Source organism: Phaeobacter sp. S60 (assembly GCF_000826845.1).
GTDB classification, from domain to species: domain Bacteria; phylum Pseudomonadota; class Alphaproteobacteria; order Rhodobacterales; family Rhodobacteraceae; genus Phaeobacter; species Phaeobacter piscinae.
In genome coordinates, this window is record NZ_JSWJ01000011.1 from 53,774 (window position 1) to 70,597 (window position 16,824).

The following is a 16,824-nucleotide window of genomic DNA, read 5'->3' on the forward strand; positions in this document are numbered from 1 at the left end:
CAACACCCTTGCGACCCATCGCCGCCATGCCTAGGGTCCGCGCGATATCCCTCTTTGCCCCACGATCAGGAGCCAGCCCTTGCCCCGTGCCCTTCGTCTTTTCTGTCTCGGCCTCCTCTGTCTGCTGATCCTTCTGACCACCGTCTGGGGGGCCATGGCGCTGTGGTACCGTCTGCCCGTCGACAGCCTCTGGCGCACAGCCGCGGCTTCCGGCTTTGCCGGTCTTGGTCTGGCCACCCTCTGGGCGGTGATCCGGGGGCGGGCCTTGCGCGGGCTGTCGACCTTCTGTCTCGCGCTTGCGGCGCTGATCTGGTGGTGGGCCAGCCTCACACCTCCGGCAGAGGCCAACTGGTCGCCCGATGTCGCGCGGCAGGTCACCGGCACCCGCAATGGCGATATCCTGACGCTGACAGATGTGCGCAATTTCGACTGGACCACCCCGACCGAATTCACCCCCCGGTGGGAAACCCGCAGCTATGACCTCAGCCAGCTGGAGACTGTCGATCTGTTCATGTCCTACTGGGCCGGGCCGGAGATGGCGCATATGGTGGTCAGCTTCGGATTTGAGGACGGCGCGCATATCGCCTGGTCTGTGGAGGTGCGGCGTCAGGTTGGCGGTGGCTTCTCCCCCATCGCAGATCTGTTCAAGACCAATACGCTGGTGTTGATCGCAGCGGATGAGCGCGACGTGGTGGGCACCCGGACCAATGCCCGCGGCGAGGACGTGCAGCTGTTTCGCATCGACACCGATCCGGACACCGCCCGCGCGCTGCTGATGCAATATGTCGAGGCCGCCAACAGGCTGGCCGCGCGGCCGCAATGGTATAACTCACTGACCTCAAACTGCACCACCGTGGTGATGACGATGATCCGCACCATCGTTGAGGACGTGCCGCTGGACTGGCGGGTGCTGGCCAACGGCTACCTGCCCGAATACGCCCATGATCAGGGAGTACTGGCGACAGGCTACAGCACCGAGGAGCTGCGCGAACGCGGCAGTATCACCGCCAAAGCGCAGGCCCAGGGCATCACGCCAGACTACTCCGCCCTGATCCGCGAAGGTGTGCCAGCTCCTGCCCCCTAAGTCCGACCCGCGATCCAGGACCCTAATCCGGCGCCTGCATCTTCTGGCACAAAATATCCCGGGGAGCGCGCGGGGCTGGCCCCTCGCCCGCTTGACAGCCTCGCGCGCCCCTGCCAAACGGGCAAAACACATATAACCCGCAACCGGGCGTTCAGTGGGCGCCAAACCGACGAGGAGCAGCCAGACAATGGCCCAAATCTCTCTCACCTTCCCTGATGGTAATGCACGATCCTATGACGCAGGCATCACCCCTGCTGAGGTCGCAGCCTCCATTTCCACCTCGCTTGGCAAAAAAGCGATCTCTGCCACCGTGAACGGTGCGCATTGGGATCTGCAGTGGCCGATTGACACCGACGCCTCCATCGCGCTTCACACCATGAAGGACGAAGAGCAGGCCAATGAGCTGATCCGCCACGATCTGGCCCATGTGATGGCGCGCGCGGTGCAGGAGATCTGGCCCGACACCAAGGTCACCATCGGCCCGGTGATTGAAAACGGCTGGTACTACGACTTTGATCGCGCGGAGCCCTTCACCCCGGAAGATCTCGGCACCATCGAAAAGAAGATGAAAGAGATCATCAACAAGCGGGACGAGGTGCGCACCGAGGTCTGGGACCGCCCCCGCGCGATCCAGCATTACACCGACAACAATGAGCCTTATAAGGTCGAGCTGATCGAGAGCATTCCCGGCGATGAGCCGCTGCGCATGTATTGGCACGGCGACTGGCAGGATCTGTGCCGCGGCCCGCACCTGCAACACACCGGCCAGCTGCCCGGCGATGCGTTCAAGCTGATGTCGATCGCCGGCGCCTACTGGCGCGGCGACAGCGACCGCGCCATGCTGCAACGGATCTACGGCGTCGCCTTCACCGGCAAGGAGAAGCTCAAGGCCCATCTTCATATGCTGGAAGAGGCCGCCAAGCGCGACCACCGCAAACTGGGCCGCGAGATGAACCTGTTCCACATGCAGGAAGAGGCTCCCGGCCAGATCTTCTGGCACCCGAACGGCTGGAAGATCTACACCACCCTGCAGGACTACATGCGCCGCATGCAGGACCGCGACGGCTATGTTGAGGTGAACACCCCGCAGGTGGTGGACCGCAAACTGTGGGAGGCCTCGGGTCACTGGGACAAATACCAGGAAAACATGTTCATCGTTGAGGTCGACGAGGATCACGCCCGTGAAAAGGCCGTGAACGCGCTGAAGCCGATGAACTGCCCCTGCCATGTGCAGGTGTTCAATCAGGGCCTCAAATCCTACCGCGATCTGCCGCTGCGCATGGCCGAGTTTGGCTCCTGTGCGCGCTATGAACCTTCGGGCGCGCTGCATGGCATCATGCGGGTGCGCGGCTTTACGCAGGATGATGGTCACATCTTCTGCGCCGAGGATCAGATCGAATCTGAAACCGCCAAGTTCATTGCCTTCCTGTCGAAGGTCTATGCCGATCTTGGCTTCCATGACTGGACCATCAAGCTCTCGACCCGCCCGGAAAAGCGGATCGGCAGCGATGAAAGCTGGGATCTGGTGGAGAAGGCGCTTGGCGATGCCTGCAAGGCGGCGGGCTATGACTATGAGCTGCTGGAGGGCGAAGGTGCCTTCTACGGTCCCAAGCTGGAATTCACCCTGACCGACGCGATTGGCCGGAACTGGCAGTGCGGCACCCTGCAGGTGGATCCCAACCTGCCGGAACGTCTGGATGCGAATTTCATCGGTCAGGACGGCAGCAAGCACCGCCCGTTCATGCTGCACCGCGCCACCCTTGGCAGTTTTGAACGCTTCATCGGCATCCTGATCGAGGAACACGCCGGCAAGCTGCCGTTCTGGCTCGCACCACGCCAGGTGGTTGTCGCCTCCATCACTTCGGATGCGGATGACTATGTGAACGAAGTGGTTGAGACCCTGCGCGCCGCCGGTGTGCGGGCCGAGGCGGATATCCGCAACGAGAAGATCAACTACAAGGTCCGCGAGCATTCCGTGGGCAAGGTGCCGGTCATTCTGGCCGTCGGTCACCGCGAAGTTGAAGAACGCACCGTCTCCGTGCGGCGTCTGGGCGAGAAACAGACCAAGGTCGAAGCGCTGGACGCTGTAACAAAAGCGCTGGCGATTGAGGCAACGCCGCCAGATCTTCTGTAACATTTCTGCGGTCTTTTGCTGATCTTTACCCATTTACCGGCCCCCACTTGCGGGGCCGGTTTCTTTTTGCGCATGGTTTTAAGGGTTCGGCAGCCAGAAGGTTGTAATATACGGTCACAGCTGCTGACGCCCGCGTGAGACACAGGCTCGTGAATTCAAAGACTTCCCGGCCTGAGTTAATGTCTGACTTGTAACACCGCCCTCGCAACCAATTTCCAAAGAAGGAAGACACCAATGTCCAACACTGCAAAATCCCTCGCCGTCGCTGGTGCCGTTGCTGCTGCGCTGACCTCTGCCATGGTCACCCCGGCTGCTGCCCAGTCCAAAGAGAAATGCTATGGCGTCTCCCTCGCTGGTCAAAACGACTGCGCCGCCGGTCCCGGCACCACCTGCGCCGGCACCTCGACCGTCGATTATCAGGGCAATGCCTGGACCCTCGTGGATGCCGGCAGCTGCGAAGGCATGGATCTGCCAGCCATGGCGGATGGCAGTGATCGCAAGGGTTCGCTGGAGCCGCTGGAGCGCGACCTGCCTGCATAAGCAATGGATTAAGGCCGAGGGCGGGGGGAGTCTCCCGCCCTTTTTGTAACCCGACCCGAGGACCTGCCATGCTGGACGCCGCCCCTTCCCTGCCCGCCGCAGCCGGTGTTGGCTACAAGCCGCAGCATTTTGCCGATATCCTTGCCGATGCTGGCCCGGTGAAATGGCTGGAAATCCACGCCGAAAACTACATGGGTGACGGTGGCCGCCCGCTGGCGCAGCTGCGCCATCTCTGCGAACAGTTTGCGATGTCGGTGCACGGTGTCGGCCTCTCTATCGGTGGTGAGGGGGCATTGGACGGCGATCATCTGGCGCGGCTGAAACATCTGGTCGGTTGGCTCAATCCGGCGAGTTTTTCTGAGCATCTCGCTTGGTCCACCCATGACAGCCATTTCTACAACGACCTGCTGCCGCTGCCCTATACGGATGCGACGCTGGCGCGGGTCTGTGATCACATCAATCAGCTGCAGGACACAATCGGCCGCCGGATGTTGCTGGAAAACCCCTCCAGCTACCTCGCCTTTGCCGAGAGCAGCTGGTCGGAGCCGGAGTTCCTGGCAGAGATCACCCGTCGTACCGGCTGCGGACTGCTGCTGGATGTGAACAACGTCTTTGTCTCCGCGACCAATCTCGATTTCTCGCCGCAGGGGTATATCGATGCTTTTGCGCTGGATCAGGTTGGTGAAATCCACCTGGGCGGCCATGATGAGGATGAAGACGACCACGGCAAGCCGCTGCTGATTGATAGCCACGGCGCTGAAGTGGTGGATCCGGTCTGGGCGCTGCTCGATTATACGCTGGCCAAATCCGGCCCCAAACCTGTGCTGGTCGAATGGGACACCGATGTGCCCGACTGGTCCGTGTTGGCGGCCGAGGCCACCCGCGCTGCAACCGCGCTGGAGCGCGTCCCGGCATGACTGTCTCCCAAACAGACTTCACCCGCGCCATGATGGACGCGACCCAGCCGGTGCCGGAGGGGCTGCTGGATGCGACCGGCCAGCCTGCCGGGCGCCGGTTCAGCGTCTATCGCAACAACGTCGCCGTCTCCCTGACGGAGGCGATGCACAGCGCCTTTCCCCTGATCGCAAAGCTCTTGGGCAAACAGAACCTTGATGGGCTGGCGGGTTTGTATCTGCGCGCTCACCCGCCCTCCTCGCCGCTGATGATGCACTATGGGGCCGAATTTCCGGATTTTCTTGCCGGGATGGAGCAACTGAAACACCTCGGCTATCTGCCGGATGCGGCGCGCCTCGATCTGGCCCTGCGCCGGGGGTATCACGCGGGCGACGCCACGCCGGTTGACCCGGCGCGTCTAGCAGCCCTGCCCCCTGAGGCGCTGATGGCGACCCGGCTGACGCTGGCCCCCGCCGTTGCCCTGTTGCGCTCACCCTGGCCAATCTATGACATCTGGCGCTTCAATACCGAAGAGGACGCGCCCAAGCCCCGGCATATGGCGCAGGATGTGCTTATCACCCGGCCCGAATTCGACCCGGTTCTACAGGAACTGCCTGCGGGTGGTGCCGACTGGATCACCGCCATCGCAGGTGGCGCCACACTGGAAGAGGCGCTGACCACGGTTCAGGCCGACCACCCGGATTTCGACCTCTCACACCCGCTCGCCCTGTTGCTGCAAGGCGGTGCAATCATTGACCTAGATCGCAAAGGATAACCGATGCACGCGCTTGTTTCCTCTTACACCTCCATCTTTGGCAAAGCTGATAGGCTTTCGGACATCATTCTGCCAATCCTTGCACGGCTGGTTTTTGCGGCGGTCCTGTTGGTTTACTACTGGAACTCCGCCGGGCTGAAGACGGATGGGTCGATCTTCTCACCCTCCGCCGGGGCCTTCGGCCAGATCTTCCCGCATGCGGCTGAGGCCGTGCTCTATGATGTCTCGCAGCTCAATATCTTTCAGCGGTTGGTGATTTTTGCCGGGACAGTGGCGGAATATGTCCTGCCTGCGCTGATCCTGGTCGGGCTGCTCACCCGGCTCGCCGCCCTTGGCACCATTGGCTTCATCTGGGTGCAGACCATCGTCGATGTGACCGGCCATGGCGTCAAACTGGGCAGTCTTTTTGACAATGCCATCGGTCTGGTGGATCAGCGGGTTATGTGGACATTCCTGCTGCTGGTTCTGGTGTTCAAAGGCGCAGGCCCGCTGTCGCTGGATGCGCTTGCACGGCGCGCCACGGCGCCTGCCGCCGCCTGATCTGATCCGCTTTCAAATCCAAAAAAAAGGCGCCCTGCATCCGCAGCAGCGCCTTTTTTCATGACCATTATTCACGTCGGTTCAGAAATGCGCTTTCGGCTCATCCGGTTTGCCCGCAGCCAACGCCAGCAGCCCGCCCAGAAGCGCCAGTGAGATCGGGAAGATGGTAAAGACATTCAACCCGAACCCGGCATAGAGCCCCGCCGCCGACGCAAGCAGCAACACCCCGCCCCACAGCGCGCGGGAGATTGCCATCGCGCCGCCTGCCAGCGCCAGAATGGGCGAGATCACCGCCAAGAGCCGCAGCTGATCAACGTCATCGACCTGCCGGGCAATCCCGTCGACCTCGCCAAAATACTCGACGGCGGCGGTATGGCCATAACCCGCAAACCCCACCATCATCCCAATCAGCCCGGCCACGATGCCCAGCACCAGCGCTGCATTGCGCATTGCCGCTCTCCTCATCTACTCCGGAACTGAGATGGGGATCCTAGCCCTCAACGCCAAGGGCCGCCTTGGTTTTGGCATCCCAGCCGAGATACAGATCGCCGTTCAAATCGGGGCCGGACTGGATCAGTGGACGTTTCATCAATGTTGGATGGGCCTTCAGCAGATCCAGAGGATCCGTCGCCCGCTCCGCCTCGCTCAACCCGCGCCAAGTGGTGGAGCGGGTATTGACCAGACGATCGCCAAACTGCGCCATGGCTGCTGTGAGAACGGCCTCCGGCACACCATCGGCGCGCACATCGACCAGCTGCGCCTCCGGCAGCTGTTTCAGCGCCTTGCGGCAGGTGTCACAGGTCTTCAATCCGTAGAGTTGCACGCTTTTTCCTTTCCCGAGGGGATGGCTCAGCACAATTTATGGTAGAGCCACACTGTTTTGCTTGATTTTTACATGGTCCGTGCAAAAGTTAAAACCGGGTTGGGACAATCTCCCTGGCCTGTTCTGTCAGCGCATTGCGGCAGAACCGATCATGTCGCCCGGAAACGTGAAATTATCGTGTATTCATGGCGGCTCACTAGAAGGAAGGAGACACGGGAACATGGCGAGTGGCACCGTGAAATGGTTTAATACAACCAAGGGTTATGGCTTTATCGAGCCCGAAGGCGGCGGCAAGGATGTGTTTGTGCACATCTCACAGGTTGAACGGTCTGGGCTGACCGGCCTTGCGGATAATCAAAAAGTTGATTTCGAGATGACCGAAGGGCGCGATGGCCGCCAGATGGCCAGCGACATTCGCCCCCTTTAAACACGATACGGCTGCGCCGAGGTTGACCCTCGGGCGCAGCCTGCCGCGCGATCGAATGACCCCGTCAGCACCGGTCTGCTTGTCGGCCACCCTGCGATCACCGCATGACAAAGGGATCCGGAATGGGCGCGTCACTGGTGCGCAGCCAGACCGTTTTGATCCTTGTGTAATCCAGCGCAGCCTGCAACCCGCCCTCGCGCCCATGGCCTGACAGCCCTTGCCCGCCAAAGGGCGCAATCGGGCTGACGGCACGATAGGTATTGACCCAGACAATGCCGGCCCGAATGCCCCGGATCATCCGATGCGCGCGGGTGAGATCTCGGGTGAAGACGCCAGATGCAAGACCATGGTCAGTGTCATTGGCCAGCGCCAGCGCCTCGGCCTCGGTGTCGAACCCGCGCACCGACAGGACCGGGCCAAAGAATTCCTCCCGCAAACAGGGCGCCTCGGGGGCCTCAGAGCAATCGAGTATGGTCGGCGGAAAGAAATACCCCCCTTGCTCCAACCGCTGACCGCCTGTGACAAGCTGCGCCCCAGCGGCCAAGGAGGCAAAGATCAGTTCCTCGGCCCGGCTGAGCTGGGCACCGGTGCAAAGCGGTCCAATCTCGGTCTCGGGTAGCTCTGGCGCACCAATGCGGATGTTCTCGGCTTTTTCTTTCAACCGGTGCAGAAACTGCGCCTTGATTTGATTGGATATGATCAGCCGAGACCCGGCCACGCAACTCTGCCCTGTCGCGGCAAAAATCCCAGAGACCTGCGCATTGACCGCGCTGTCGATATCTGCGTCCTCAAACACGATGAAGGGGGATTTTCCGCCCAGTTCCAGAGAGGTGGAGGCGAGGTTCTCGGCTGAATTGCGCACCACATGGCGCGCGGTCTCCGGCCCGCCGGTAAATGCCACGTGATCAATCCCAGGATGGGAAGTCAGCACCGCGCCACAATCGGCGCCAAATCCGGTGATGACGTTCAAAACCCCCGCCGGAAACCCGGCCTGATCAAAGATCCGGGCAAACTCCAGCAGCGGTGCCGGCCCCTCCTCAGATGCCTTCAACACCACGGTACAGCCTGCTGCCAGTGCCGGGCCAATCTTGACCGCCGCCAAAAACAGCTGCGAATTCCACGGCACCACGGCTGCCACCACCCCAAGCGGTTCGCGGCGCAGCCAGACCTCCATATCCGGTTTGTCAATCGGCAGATGGGCGCCTTCGATCTTGTCTGCTAGTCCAGCATAGTAACGGTAGTAGTCGGCTACATAGGCAATCTGGGCGGAAGTTTCGCGAATGATCTTGCCAGTATCACGGGTCTCCAACCGGGCCAGAGTCTCTGCATTCTCGGCAATCAAATCGGCCAGCCGAAAAAGCAGCTTGCCGCGCGCAGTGGCGGTCATGCCCGCCCAATCCGGCGCGTGGAAGGCCGCGCGCGCTGCTGCAACCGCGGCCTCCACATCCGCGTTGCGGGCCTCAGGCATCATCGCCCAGACCTCGCCGCTCGCTGGATCGCGGCTCTCAAAACGGGCAGAGCCGTCGGAAAACACCCCGCCGATATATTGCTGGAACTGCTGCATGGTGATCCCCTTCAGGCAAAGGCTGGCATAACATCGCGGATAAACCGCTCAAGCGAAGCTTTCTTACGCTCAAAACTCATCCCGCTGTCGATCCAGAAACTGTATTCATCATACCCCAGCGCCTCATAGCCCCGGATCCGGGCAATCGCATCTTCGGCGGTGGCGATCACATTGTCACGTAGCATCGCCTCCGGCGAATAGAACGGGTGAGCCCCGATTTCCACTTCGCTCAGCGGCGCGATCAGCCCCTGTGACACCGGGCGCTCATTTTTGAACCAGGCGCCGAAGTAGCAATAAAACCGGTTGATTTCCTCCGCCGCCTGCTGCGCATCGGCGGCATCTGCGGCAATATATGTGTGGTTCAACAGCATGATATCCGGGCGTTGCACGTCAGGGTATTTGGCGCAGGCGTCGTTGAACGTCTCCATCAGCCGGGTGATCTCCTCATCCCCTTGCCACAACGGCGTCACCTGCACATGGCAGCCATTGGCGACGGCAAATTCATGGCTGTTGGGGTCGCGTGCTGCGACCCAGATCGGGGGGCCGTTTTTCTGTAGCGGCTTGGGTGAGGATGTCGTGGCCGGGAAGGAATGATAGGTTCCCTCCTGTGCGTAGTCGCCCCGCCACAACCCCTGGATCGCCGGGATCAGCTCCCGCATCCGCTGGCCTGCGTCCCAGGCATCCATCCCCGGCACCATCCGTTCGTATTCGTAACTATAGGCGCCGCGCGCGATGCCAAGTTCCAACCGCCCTTCGGTGATCAGATCGGTCATCGCCGCCTCCCCCGCAAGGCGGATTGGATGCCAGAAAGGCGCGATGATCGTGCCGGTTCCCAACCGCACATTTCTGGTCTGGCGCGCCAGATCGACAAGATTCAGAAACGGGTTTGGCGCGATGGTGAAATCCATCCCGTGATGCTCTCCGGTCCAGACTGCGTGCATACCGCCATCGTCGGCAATCTTGGCCAAGGCGACGAACTCATCATAGAGCCGCTTTTGATCCTGTTCCGCCGAGGTCCGTTCCATATGTACAAACAGAGAAAAGCGCATGTATCACCTATCGTTATGCGATCTGGCGGATTTCGCCGCTGCGTTGATTGCCGGAATAGATCCCGAAATCCCCCAATGCTGCCTCGCGGGCGAACCGCTCCAGCATGGTCAGGATCGCCGGATCGCTGATGTCCTCAAGACCCGCTTCGCCCGTGCCTTCCCGCGCCAGCGGCACAAAGGTTCCGCGCGTCGGCGCGCCTGCCCCTGCCTGACAGAGAAAGGCGATATGCTGGCGTTTGCGCGCAACATCCTCAAACACCGAATAGACAAAGCCCGGCTCAGCCGTGAGCCCGGTATCGGCAATCAACTGGCGCACCGTGGCAGCGGCACCATCGGGACCAGCCAGCGCCTCCGGTAGGGTCGCACCGCCCTGGCCATCATCGACCAGCAGCACCTCGCCGTCGCGTTCGATCAGGGCGGAGACCACCAGATCGGGGCCGGTTCCGGCAGGCTCCGCTGTGGTGGCCGCCGTGACGTAGGCGCCGCGCGCATAGCCCAAACCCGGATGTGGGCTGACATCAAAGGCTTTCACTTCACCAATCAGGATCACATGATCGCCCGCCTCAACCGTCTTGTGCAGGCTGCAATCGAACCAAGCAGACACCCCGTCGATCAGAGGCGATCCAGCGGGACCGGGCCGCCAATCGAGACCGGCAAAGCGGTCCTCAGTCGGGCGGGCGAATGTATTGGAAATCTCTATCTGAGTTTCCGCCAGCACATTCACCGCAAACCCAGCACCGTTGACCAGCGCATCATAGTTGCGCGACTGGTTGGCCAAGCACACCAGCACCAGCGGCGGATCAAGCGAGACGGAGGTAAAGGAATTGGCAGTAAAGCCAATCGGCTGGCCGCTTTGGTCATGGGAGGTCACAACCGTTACACCGGTCATGAAACTGCCAAAGGCATGGCGCAAGGCGCGCGGATCAAGCGATGTCATGATACGTCTCCTCAGGGGCGGTTGCCAGCCAGTCGCGCAGATGAGCGGTGACCACATCAGGCGCTGTCAGATTCACCATATGGCGATGGCCGGTGATGACGATGGCGCGTCCGTGCTGCACCTGCGCGGCCATCTCCTGCGCCATGGCCGGGGTGGAATTGGGATCACCATCGCCGGTGACGGCGAGGAAGGGGCAGGCGATCTCTCTCAGACGGTGGGCATAGGTCGCGTCCCCCCGCGCAAAAGCGCCGTAGGCGGTGGCATAGCCTGCTGGATCAACCGTCCCCAGCCAGCCCGCAACCCGGTCGCGGGCGCTGATGTCAGCAGGCGTCTCACCAAACCAGCGTGCCAACGGCGTTGCCAGATCCAGCTGACCAGCCCCGATTTCGGCAGCACGGGCGAGCACAGCCGCCCGTGCCTGCGGCGTGCGTCGGTAGACCCCATTCAGCAGTGCCACCCGGCGGGTCATTGCAGGGCACTCTACAGCAAAGCCAGTCGCGATTAACGCCCCCATTGAATGTCCTGCCAGACTGACAGAACCGAGATCCAGCGCCTGCACCACTGCCTTCAGCCAAGCGACATAATCGGGCAGCTCACTCCCACTAGGCAGCGGGTCACTGCCGCCATGTCCGGGCAGATCCAGCGCGATGACCCGGTGGCTCCGGCTCAGATCCGCAATCTGCGGCCCCCAGGCGGCGGATTGCATACCGACGCCATGCAACAGGACCAGCGACGCGCCCGCCCCCGTATCCCGCAGGGCGACCCTGCGTCCAGCATCAGACAGCTGCAGGATTGTCGACGTCATGGCCAAGCTCTTTCAAATCCTGATAGCGGTCGCCGATTCGGTGGTGCGGACGGCCCCCGATAGAGGCTCCCAGCGCAATCAGGATCTCATCAGCGGCTGGCGCATCCGCGACAGCCGTCTGGATCGTCAGGTAATGGGATCGCTTGCCCCCGTCGTTTTTGTCCATCAACGGAATCATCAACGGCGCATTGGCAGGCCCTCGGGTGTTGCAGAATGACAGGTAGGATTTCGCCCCCACCGCGTTGCGATAATGGTTGCCGAATTGCAGCGTGTGGATCAGCGCCGAGGCGTGTTCGACCTCACCATTGAGGCCGACAATCGCGGATTTCCCATAACCTTCGACCCGGTCGCCGCCGCCTGCCGCCTCCAGAATCATCTCCGTCAGCAAAAGGCCCAAGCCCGGCGCGCAGTCCCGGATCTGCGGCCCCAGATCCTCGACAAATCCCTGTCCGGCCCATGGGTTCTGAATCACTGCCATGGCCGCGATCATGGTGAGCGGGCTGGGCGCGGTCTTGCCCCCTTCGATCAACGTGTTTTCGACATGAAGCAGCGTTTTGCGAATGGCAGCGGGCATGAGGGTCTCCTAAGCGGCAATCTTCTGGTATCATGGTATACCATTACACGATATGTCAATCATACTTGCCGCAACCAGACTCGGTTGTTATGAGAAAGCCATGGACAGCACTCAGACAACGCTCCGAAAAATCGACAAGGCGCCGCAAACTCTGCGAGATATTGTGCAGGACCGGATGCGCGAGGCCATCATCGACGGACATTTTGCGCCCGGTGAACGGTTGGTGGAGCGCCCGCTCTGCGATCAGCTCGGCGTGAGCCGGACCGTCGTGCGCGAAACGATTCGCTATCTTGAGGCAGAGGGGCTGGTCGAGATCATCCCCAATCGCGGACCGGTCGTTGCGCGGCTCTCTTGGGATCAGGCCCGCCAGATTTACGACGTGCGCCGCCAGCTGGAAGGGTCCGCTGCTGCCGCCTGCGCCATGCAACAAAGACCGGCATTCGCTGGCAAGCTGACCCGCGCGCTTGATACGGTGGAGGCCACAATGGCCGATACCGAGTGGAGCAACCTGCTGCGCGCCACCACTGATTTTTATCAGCTTATCTTTATGGAGGCGGGCCACAGCATTGCCTGGGAGATCGTGCAGCGCCTGAATGGGCGGATCAGCCGGTTGCGGGCCTTGACCATCGCGGCAAAGGACCGCGAAACCTCAGGGATGAGCCATATGACCGCGATCCATGATGCCATTCTCAGCCGCGACCCGGACAGGGCGCGCAAAGCGGTTGAAGCGCATATTGCCGACGCGGCCCAAACTGCGCAGCGGTTCCTGAAAGACCCTGCGCCAACAGCTGAAGAGACGCCAAATGGCTAAAGGATATTGGATCGCCTTTGTCACAGTCACCGATCCTGATCGCTATGCGGGCTATCAACAGCAGGCGCCTGCGGCCTTTGCCAAATATGGCGCGCGGTTTCTGGCACGGGGTGGCGCGGCGGAGACGCTGGAGGGGACAGCCTATCAGCGTCATGTCGTCATCGAATTCGACAGCAAGGCCACCGCCCTCGCCTGCTACCACTCGCCCGAATATCAATCCGCCCGCACCCACCGACAGGCCGCCTGCTCCGCGCAGATCGCTATCGTCGAAGGATTGGACACTTAAAGGACGCCCAAATGAGCAACACGCCCTCTGACGCCGCGCCGCAAACCAGCAGCTTTGACGAAGACCTGTTCCTGAAAGGTCTGGAGCAACGCAAGGCGACCCTTGGTGCCGCGTATGTCGAAAACAACCTCGCCGCCGCCGATGACTTTACCCGCCCGTTCCAAGAAGCCATGACAGCCTGGTGCTGGGGGTTTGGCTGGGGCGATGAGACGATTGATGCCAAGACCCGCTCGATGATGAACCTCGCCATGATCGGCGCCCTTGGCAAGATGCATGAATGGGAACTGCATTGCCGGGGCGCGCTGAACAACGGTGTCAGCCGCGAAGAAATCCGCGCCATCATCCATGCGGTTGCGATCTATTGCGGCGTCCCGCAGGGTCTTGAGTGTTTCCGTGCCGCCAAAGCCGTTCTCGATCAACATGAGCAGCCCTGAACCACATCGGCTAGCCCCTCATCCACCCCCACGCAGGAGCGTACTCTGCTAATGTTCAGATCCGGTCAAACCGTTCAGTCCCGCCCCCGCACACCATGGATGGGCAAGGGCACGGCCCATCGCGCCAGTCTCGGCTTCATTCTGATGTCCACGGATCTCGCCTGTGAGGCGGATCTCTTCGCCATGGCACCCGAAGGCGTCGGCGTCCATATCACCCGGCTCAGAACGGATGACTATACCACGAATGAAACGCTGGCGCGTCATATCGATCACATGGCCGACGCAGCCGGGCGGCTGCAACCGGACATGAAACCTGCGGTAATTGCCTATTGCTGCACCTCAGGCTCAATTGTCTGCCGGGAGGAAAACGTCTTTCGCGAGATCCACAAGGGCGCGCCCTATACCCGGCCCATGTCCATCGTCACCGGCGTGATGGATGCCCTGCGCGAGGTGGGTGCAAAACGGATCGTGGTGGGCACGCCGTACCTCGATGATATCAACACCGCCGAGGCCGAGTATCTGCTGGCTGCGGGGTTTGATATCCTCGACATTCAGGGGCTGCAGTTGGAAACCGGTGTGGAATTTGGTCAGGTGGAACCCGACTATTGGAAGGAATTCGCGCTGGAAATCGACCGGCCGGACGCGGATGCGATTTTCCTCTCTTGCAGCGGCACGCGCACGTTGGAAGTGGTGGAAGAGATCGAACAGGTCGCAGGTAAGCCGGTGATCACCTCCAATCAGGCGCTGATGTGGTCCTGCCTGCGCCGGGCCGGGATCGCGGATCAGCTCAATGGCTTTGGCCAACTGTTCAACCATCCGGGCCGGGCGCTGACGCCAACACTCTAGCCAGTTTTTCCTCCCCTTCACGCTGGCCCCTCTTGCGGGGACAGCGCCCCGACAGGCATTCGCACCATTATCGCACCACCAAAGAGGCCCCCATGACCCCAGCCCCTGCCCTACGCAGCTTTCCCGAGGCCGAATACGCCGCCCGCACCCAGCTTGCCCAGAGCCGCATGGCGGAGGCCGGTCTGGACGCGATTTTGGTGATGAGCGAACCGGAGGTGCAGTATTTTACCGGCTTTCAGACCCTGTTCTGACAAAGCCCGACGCGCCCGTGGTTCGCGCTGATCCCCGCCAGTGGCAAGCCGATTGCCCTTATTCCCGAAATCGACGCCAGCCTGATGCGCCGCAGCTGGATCGACGATATCCGCACCTGGTCTGCGCCCGCCCCTCAGGATGATGGCATCAGCTTGCTCACGGAGGCGCTGTCTCCGCTTCGCAACTTGGGCGTTATGAAGGGGCATGAAACCCATCTGAGGATGCCGCTCGGCGATTGGGAACGGCTGATGGCCGCGCTGCCCGATCTGCATATCCACGATGCCACGCATCTCGTGCAGGGCCTTCGGATGGTGAAATCCGCAGCTGAGCTGCCCGTGATTTAATGGCCACCCAACGGTAAGCGAAGCTGGCCCACCCTTGTGCTGGTCAGAGGCTGCTGTCTCAGCGACCTCAACGCCCGTCAGCCCTTAACGACGCAGATATTCCACCACCACACAGGCCGGAGCCTCACTGCGGATCTCGGTCTGGCTGGAGATCCCCCATTCACCAGCCTGAAAGCTGGGGAAAAAAGTGTCGGCATCCGCCACCTCTGTCTCGACTTCGGTGATCAGCATCCGGTCGGCCATCTCCATCATGCCCTTGTAAATACCAGCCCCGCCAATGCCATAAATGCGGTGATAGCCCTGTGCGCGCGCCTCCGCCAGCGCCGCCTCAATGCTGGGATAGACCAGATCGGCGACCTCAGGATCCGAGGACACCACCAGATTGAGCCGGTTTTTCAACGGCTTCACCGGCAGGCTATCCCAGGTATTGCGCCCCATGATCAATGCCCCGCCCAGCGTTTCGCGCTGAAAAGACTTTAGATCCTCCGGCGCATGCCAGGGGATCGTATTGTCCTTGCCGATAGCGCCATTCTGGTCGCGGGCAACAATAAGCGTGATCATCTCAGTCCTTTCTCAAACCGCGACCGGGGCCTTGATGCCCGGGTCCGGGGTGTAATTCAGCACGTCGAAATCCTCGTATTTGAACTCAAAAATGGAAGGAACCTCGCGGTTGATGCGCAGCTCCGGCAGGGGCTGCGGCTCGCGTGACAATTGCAGCTTCACCTGATCCATATGATTGGAATAGATATGCGCGTCACCGATGGTGTGAATGAAATCCCCCGCCTCATAGCCGGTCACATGCGCCAGCATTTTCAACAGCAGCGCATAAGAGGCGATGTTGAAAGGCACCCCCAGAAACATATCCGCAGACCGCTGATACAGCTGAAGATGCATCCGCCGCCCCTGCACCCGCACCTGCCACAGTGTATGACAGGGTGGCAGCGCCATATCGGGCACATCCGCAGGGTTCCAGGCGGTCACAATCAGGCGCCGACTGTCGGGGCTATTGCGGATCATCTCCACCAGATTGGCGATTTGATCCACTGTGCCCGCACGATAGAGCGGTTCCTCCCCGGTCGTGCCCTCCGCCAGCTCCAGCCGCGGGAAATGCCGCCACTGATGGCCATAGACCGGCCCCAGATCGCCATTCTCATCCGCCCATTCGTCCCAGATCGACACACCATTGTCCTTGAGGTAGCCGATATTGGTATCGCCGGACAAGAACCACAGCAGTTCATGAATGATTGAGCGCAGATGCAGCTTCTTGGTGGTCACAAGCGGAAACCCATCCGCGAGCGGATAGCGGGTCTGCATCCCGAAACAGGATAGGGTGCCGGTGCCGGTCCGGTCGCTGCTCGCCTCGCCGTGGTCCAGTATATACTGCAAGGCCTCGTGGTACTGGCGCATGGTGACCTCCCCCTCGTGATCATCTTCGCGCGGGGGCTGCCGACCCCCGCGAAGTGCCTCCTGTCTAGCCTGCCCACGCCACTGATCTCAAGGGTTAGGCGACCGTATCACGGCGCCTTATTGACCGATCCCATCGCACAAATCCCGCGCCGCCAAGCCCGCTTGCTCCCGCCACAGCACCTGCGCAAAAAAAGGTCACCGAACCGCCACGCTCCCGCGGCCACAGCGCGACCGACACGGCAATTCAATTGACTTTCCGCAACCATGACAAGACAATGCCGCAAACAAAGAAATTTTG

The 16,824-nt window shown here is 61.2% G+C and carries 20 protein-coding genes and 1 pseudogene; 12 read left to right on the top strand and 9 right to left on the bottom strand.

The features are described from left to right. The first annotated feature begins 79 nt into the window (after positions 1-79). The 6 genes from OO25_RS10210 (at position 80) to OO25_RS10235 (ending at position 5,967) form a co-directional block, all read left to right on the top strand. Complete coding sequence (locus OO25_RS10210) at positions 80-1,084, top strand: DUF4105 domain-containing protein (protein ID WP_040179964.1); 1,005 nt, start codon at positions 80-82, stop codon at positions 1,082-1,084. A gap of 187 nt (positions 1,085-1,271) precedes the next feature. Then, positions 1,272-3,218 carry a threonine--tRNA ligase gene (gene thrS, locus OO25_RS10215; protein ID WP_040179965.1) on the top strand — a complete coding sequence of 649 codons (1,947 nt, stop codon included), beginning with the start codon at positions 1,272-1,274 and terminating at the stop codon, positions 3,216-3,218. Between the two features lie 234 nt (positions 3,219-3,452). Continuing rightward, positions 3,453-3,758, top strand: coding sequence for a DUF2282 domain-containing protein (locus OO25_RS10220; RefSeq protein ID WP_014875093.1), 306 nt, complete (start codon positions 3,453-3,455; stop codon positions 3,756-3,758). A 68-nt stretch (positions 3,759-3,826) separates the two neighbouring features. Beyond that, entirely contained in the window at positions 3,827-4,675 is an 849-nt protein-coding gene (locus tag OO25_RS10225) for a DUF692 family multinuclear iron-containing protein (protein WP_040179966.1), read from the top strand. After that, positions 4,672-5,427, top strand: coding sequence for a DNA-binding domain-containing protein (locus tag OO25_RS10230; protein ID WP_040179967.1), 756 nt, complete (start codon positions 4,672-4,674; stop codon positions 5,425-5,427). The genes OO25_RS10225 and OO25_RS10230 overlap by 4 nt, the downstream gene beginning before the upstream one ends. Positions 5,428-5,430: 3 nt before the next feature. Then, positions 5,431-5,967: a DoxX family protein gene (locus OO25_RS10235; protein ID WP_040170524.1), complete on the top strand. Its 537-nt coding sequence runs from the start codon at positions 5,431-5,433 to the stop codon at positions 5,965-5,967. Positions 5,968-6,048: 81 nt separating this feature from the next. Here OO25_RS10235 and OO25_RS10240 read toward each other — a convergent pair whose 3' ends face one another. Continuing rightward, on the bottom strand, positions 6,049-6,417 hold the full coding sequence (locus OO25_RS10240) for a hypothetical protein (RefSeq protein ID WP_040179968.1): 369 nt from the start codon (positions 6,415-6,417) through the stop codon (positions 6,049-6,051). A 40-nt stretch (positions 6,418-6,457) separates the two neighbouring features. Continuing rightward, entirely contained in the window at positions 6,458-6,790 is a 333-nt protein-coding gene (locus tag OO25_RS10245; protein ID WP_040170519.1) for an arsenate reductase family protein, read from the bottom strand. 220 nt (positions 6,791-7,010) lie between these two features. On the opposite strand from OO25_RS10245, the gene OO25_RS10250 reads away from it, so the two are divergent. Further along, entirely contained in the window at positions 7,011-7,217 is a 207-nt protein-coding gene (locus OO25_RS10250) for a cold-shock protein (protein ID WP_040170517.1), read from the top strand. Between the two features lie 97 nt (positions 7,218-7,314). Here the strand turns inward: OO25_RS10250 and OO25_RS10255 are convergent, their stop codons facing one another. From OO25_RS10255 to OO25_RS10275, 5 genes are read right to left on the bottom strand one after another with little or no spacing between them, the layout of a single operon-like run. After that, a complete protein-coding gene (locus tag OO25_RS10255; RefSeq protein ID WP_040179969.1) occupies positions 7,315-8,781 on the bottom strand; it encodes an aldehyde dehydrogenase in 1,467 nt (488 codons plus the stop codon). Between the two features lie 11 nt (positions 8,782-8,792). Continuing rightward, positions 8,793-9,830, bottom strand: coding sequence for an LLM class flavin-dependent oxidoreductase (locus OO25_RS10260; protein ID WP_040179970.1), 1,038 nt, complete (start codon positions 9,828-9,830; stop codon positions 8,793-8,795). A gap of 13 nt (positions 9,831-9,843) precedes the next feature. Further along, positions 9,844-10,767 carry a flavin reductase gene (locus OO25_RS10265; RefSeq protein WP_040179971.1) on the bottom strand — a complete coding sequence of 308 codons (924 nt, stop codon included), beginning with the start codon at positions 10,765-10,767 and terminating at the stop codon, positions 9,844-9,846. Next, positions 10,754-11,572, bottom strand: coding sequence for an alpha/beta fold hydrolase (locus OO25_RS10270; RefSeq protein WP_040179972.1), 819 nt, complete (start codon positions 11,570-11,572; stop codon positions 10,754-10,756). Before OO25_RS10270 ends, OO25_RS10265 begins: the two co-directional genes overlap by 14 nt. Then, entirely contained in the window at positions 11,544-12,146 is a 603-nt protein-coding gene (locus tag OO25_RS10275; RefSeq protein WP_040179973.1) for an amino acid synthesis family protein, read from the bottom strand. The genes OO25_RS10270 and OO25_RS10275 overlap by 29 nt, the downstream gene beginning before the upstream one ends. A 100-nt stretch (positions 12,147-12,246) precedes the next feature. Here OO25_RS10275 and OO25_RS10280 point away from each other — a divergent pair, with 100 nt between their 5' ends. The 5 genes and pseudogenes from OO25_RS10280 to OO25_RS10300 all read left to right on the top strand — a co-directional run bounded on the left by OO25_RS10280 (position 12,247) and on the right by OO25_RS10300 (position 15,119). Further along, on the top strand, positions 12,247-12,957 hold the full coding sequence (locus OO25_RS10280; RefSeq protein ID WP_040179974.1) for a GntR family transcriptional regulator: 711 nt from the start codon (positions 12,247-12,249) through the stop codon (positions 12,955-12,957). Further along, the gene (locus OO25_RS10285; RefSeq protein WP_040170504.1) at positions 12,950-13,243 is read left to right on the top strand and encodes a DUF1330 domain-containing protein; all 294 of its coding nucleotides are present in this window, start codon (positions 12,950-12,952) and stop codon (positions 13,241-13,243) included. The genes OO25_RS10280 and OO25_RS10285 overlap by 8 nt, the downstream gene beginning before the upstream one ends. A gap of 11 nt (positions 13,244-13,254) precedes the next feature. Further along, positions 13,255-13,677 (top strand): carboxymuconolactone decarboxylase family protein, encoded by a 423-nt coding sequence (locus tag OO25_RS10290; RefSeq protein WP_052465652.1) that lies wholly within the window; start codon positions 13,255-13,257, stop codon positions 13,675-13,677. Between the two features lie 51 nt (positions 13,678-13,728). Further along, positions 13,729-14,523 (top strand): aspartate/glutamate racemase family protein, encoded by a 795-nt coding sequence (locus OO25_RS10295; protein ID WP_040179975.1) that lies wholly within the window; start codon positions 13,729-13,731, stop codon positions 14,521-14,523. A 92-nt stretch (positions 14,524-14,615) separates the two neighbouring features. Beyond that, positions 14,616-15,119 (top strand): annotated as a pseudogene (locus OO25_RS10300) (aminopeptidase P family N-terminal domain-containing protein). A gap of 84 nt (positions 15,120-15,203) precedes the next feature. Here OO25_RS10300 and OO25_RS10305 read toward each other — a convergent pair. Then, positions 15,204-15,680, bottom strand: coding sequence for a dihydrofolate reductase (locus OO25_RS10305; RefSeq protein ID WP_040179977.1), 477 nt, complete (start codon positions 15,678-15,680; stop codon positions 15,204-15,206). 12 nt (positions 15,681-15,692) lie between these two features. Next, a complete protein-coding gene (locus OO25_RS10310) occupies positions 15,693-16,526 on the bottom strand; it encodes a thymidylate synthase (protein ID WP_040179979.1) in 834 nt (277 codons plus the stop codon). Positions 16,527-16,824 lie beyond the last annotated feature (298 nt).

Coding starts and splice junctions, on each gene's coding strand:
- OO25_RS10260 (WP_040179970.1), bottom strand. CDS start 9,830: ATGCGCTTTTCTCTGTTTGTACATATGGAACGGACCTCGGCGGAACAG.
- OO25_RS10230 (WP_040179967.1), top strand. CDS start 4,672: ATGACTGTCTCCCAAACAGACTTCACCCGCGCCATGATGGACGCGACC.
- OO25_RS10265 (WP_040179971.1), bottom strand. CDS start 10,767: ATGACATCGCTTGATCCGCGCGCCTTGCGCCATGCCTTTGGCAGTTTC.
- OO25_RS10295 (WP_040179975.1), top strand. CDS start 13,729: ATGTTCAGATCCGGTCAAACCGTTCAGTCCCGCCCCCGCACACCATGG.
- OO25_RS10310 (WP_040179979.1), bottom strand. CDS start 16,526: ATGCGCCAGTACCACGAGGCCTTGCAGTATATACTGGACCACGGCGAG.
- OO25_RS10270 (WP_040179972.1), bottom strand. CDS start 11,572: ATGACGTCGACAATCCTGCAGCTGTCTGATGCTGGACGCAGGGTCGCC.
- OO25_RS10305 (WP_040179977.1), bottom strand. CDS start 15,680: ATGATCACGCTTATTGTTGCCCGCGACCAGAATGGCGCTATCGGCAAG.
- OO25_RS10250 (WP_040170517.1), top strand. CDS start 7,011: ATGGCGAGTGGCACCGTGAAATGGTTTAATACAACCAAGGGTTATGGC.
- OO25_RS10255 (WP_040179969.1), bottom strand. CDS start 8,781: ATGCAGCAGTTCCAGCAATATATCGGCGGGGTGTTTTCCGACGGCTCT.
- thrS (WP_040179965.1), top strand. CDS start 1,272: ATGGCCCAAATCTCTCTCACCTTCCCTGATGGTAATGCACGATCCTAT.
- OO25_RS10235 (WP_040170524.1), top strand. CDS start 5,431: ATGCACGCGCTTGTTTCCTCTTACACCTCCATCTTTGGCAAAGCTGAT.
- OO25_RS10275 (WP_040179973.1), bottom strand. CDS start 12,146: ATGCCCGCTGCCATTCGCAAAACGCTGCTTCATGTCGAAAACACGTTG.
- OO25_RS10285 (WP_040170504.1), top strand. CDS start 12,950: ATGGCTAAAGGATATTGGATCGCCTTTGTCACAGTCACCGATCCTGAT.
- OO25_RS10240 (WP_040179968.1), bottom strand. CDS start 6,417: ATGCGCAATGCAGCGCTGGTGCTGGGCATCGTGGCCGGGCTGATTGGG.
- OO25_RS10225 (WP_040179966.1), top strand. CDS start 3,827: ATGCTGGACGCCGCCCCTTCCCTGCCCGCCGCAGCCGGTGTTGGCTAC.
- OO25_RS10280 (WP_040179974.1), top strand. CDS start 12,247: ATGGACAGCACTCAGACAACGCTCCGAAAAATCGACAAGGCGCCGCAA.
- OO25_RS10290 (WP_052465652.1), top strand. CDS start 13,255: ATGAGCAACACGCCCTCTGACGCCGCGCCGCAAACCAGCAGCTTTGAC.
- OO25_RS10220 (WP_014875093.1), top strand. CDS start 3,453: ATGTCCAACACTGCAAAATCCCTCGCCGTCGCTGGTGCCGTTGCTGCT.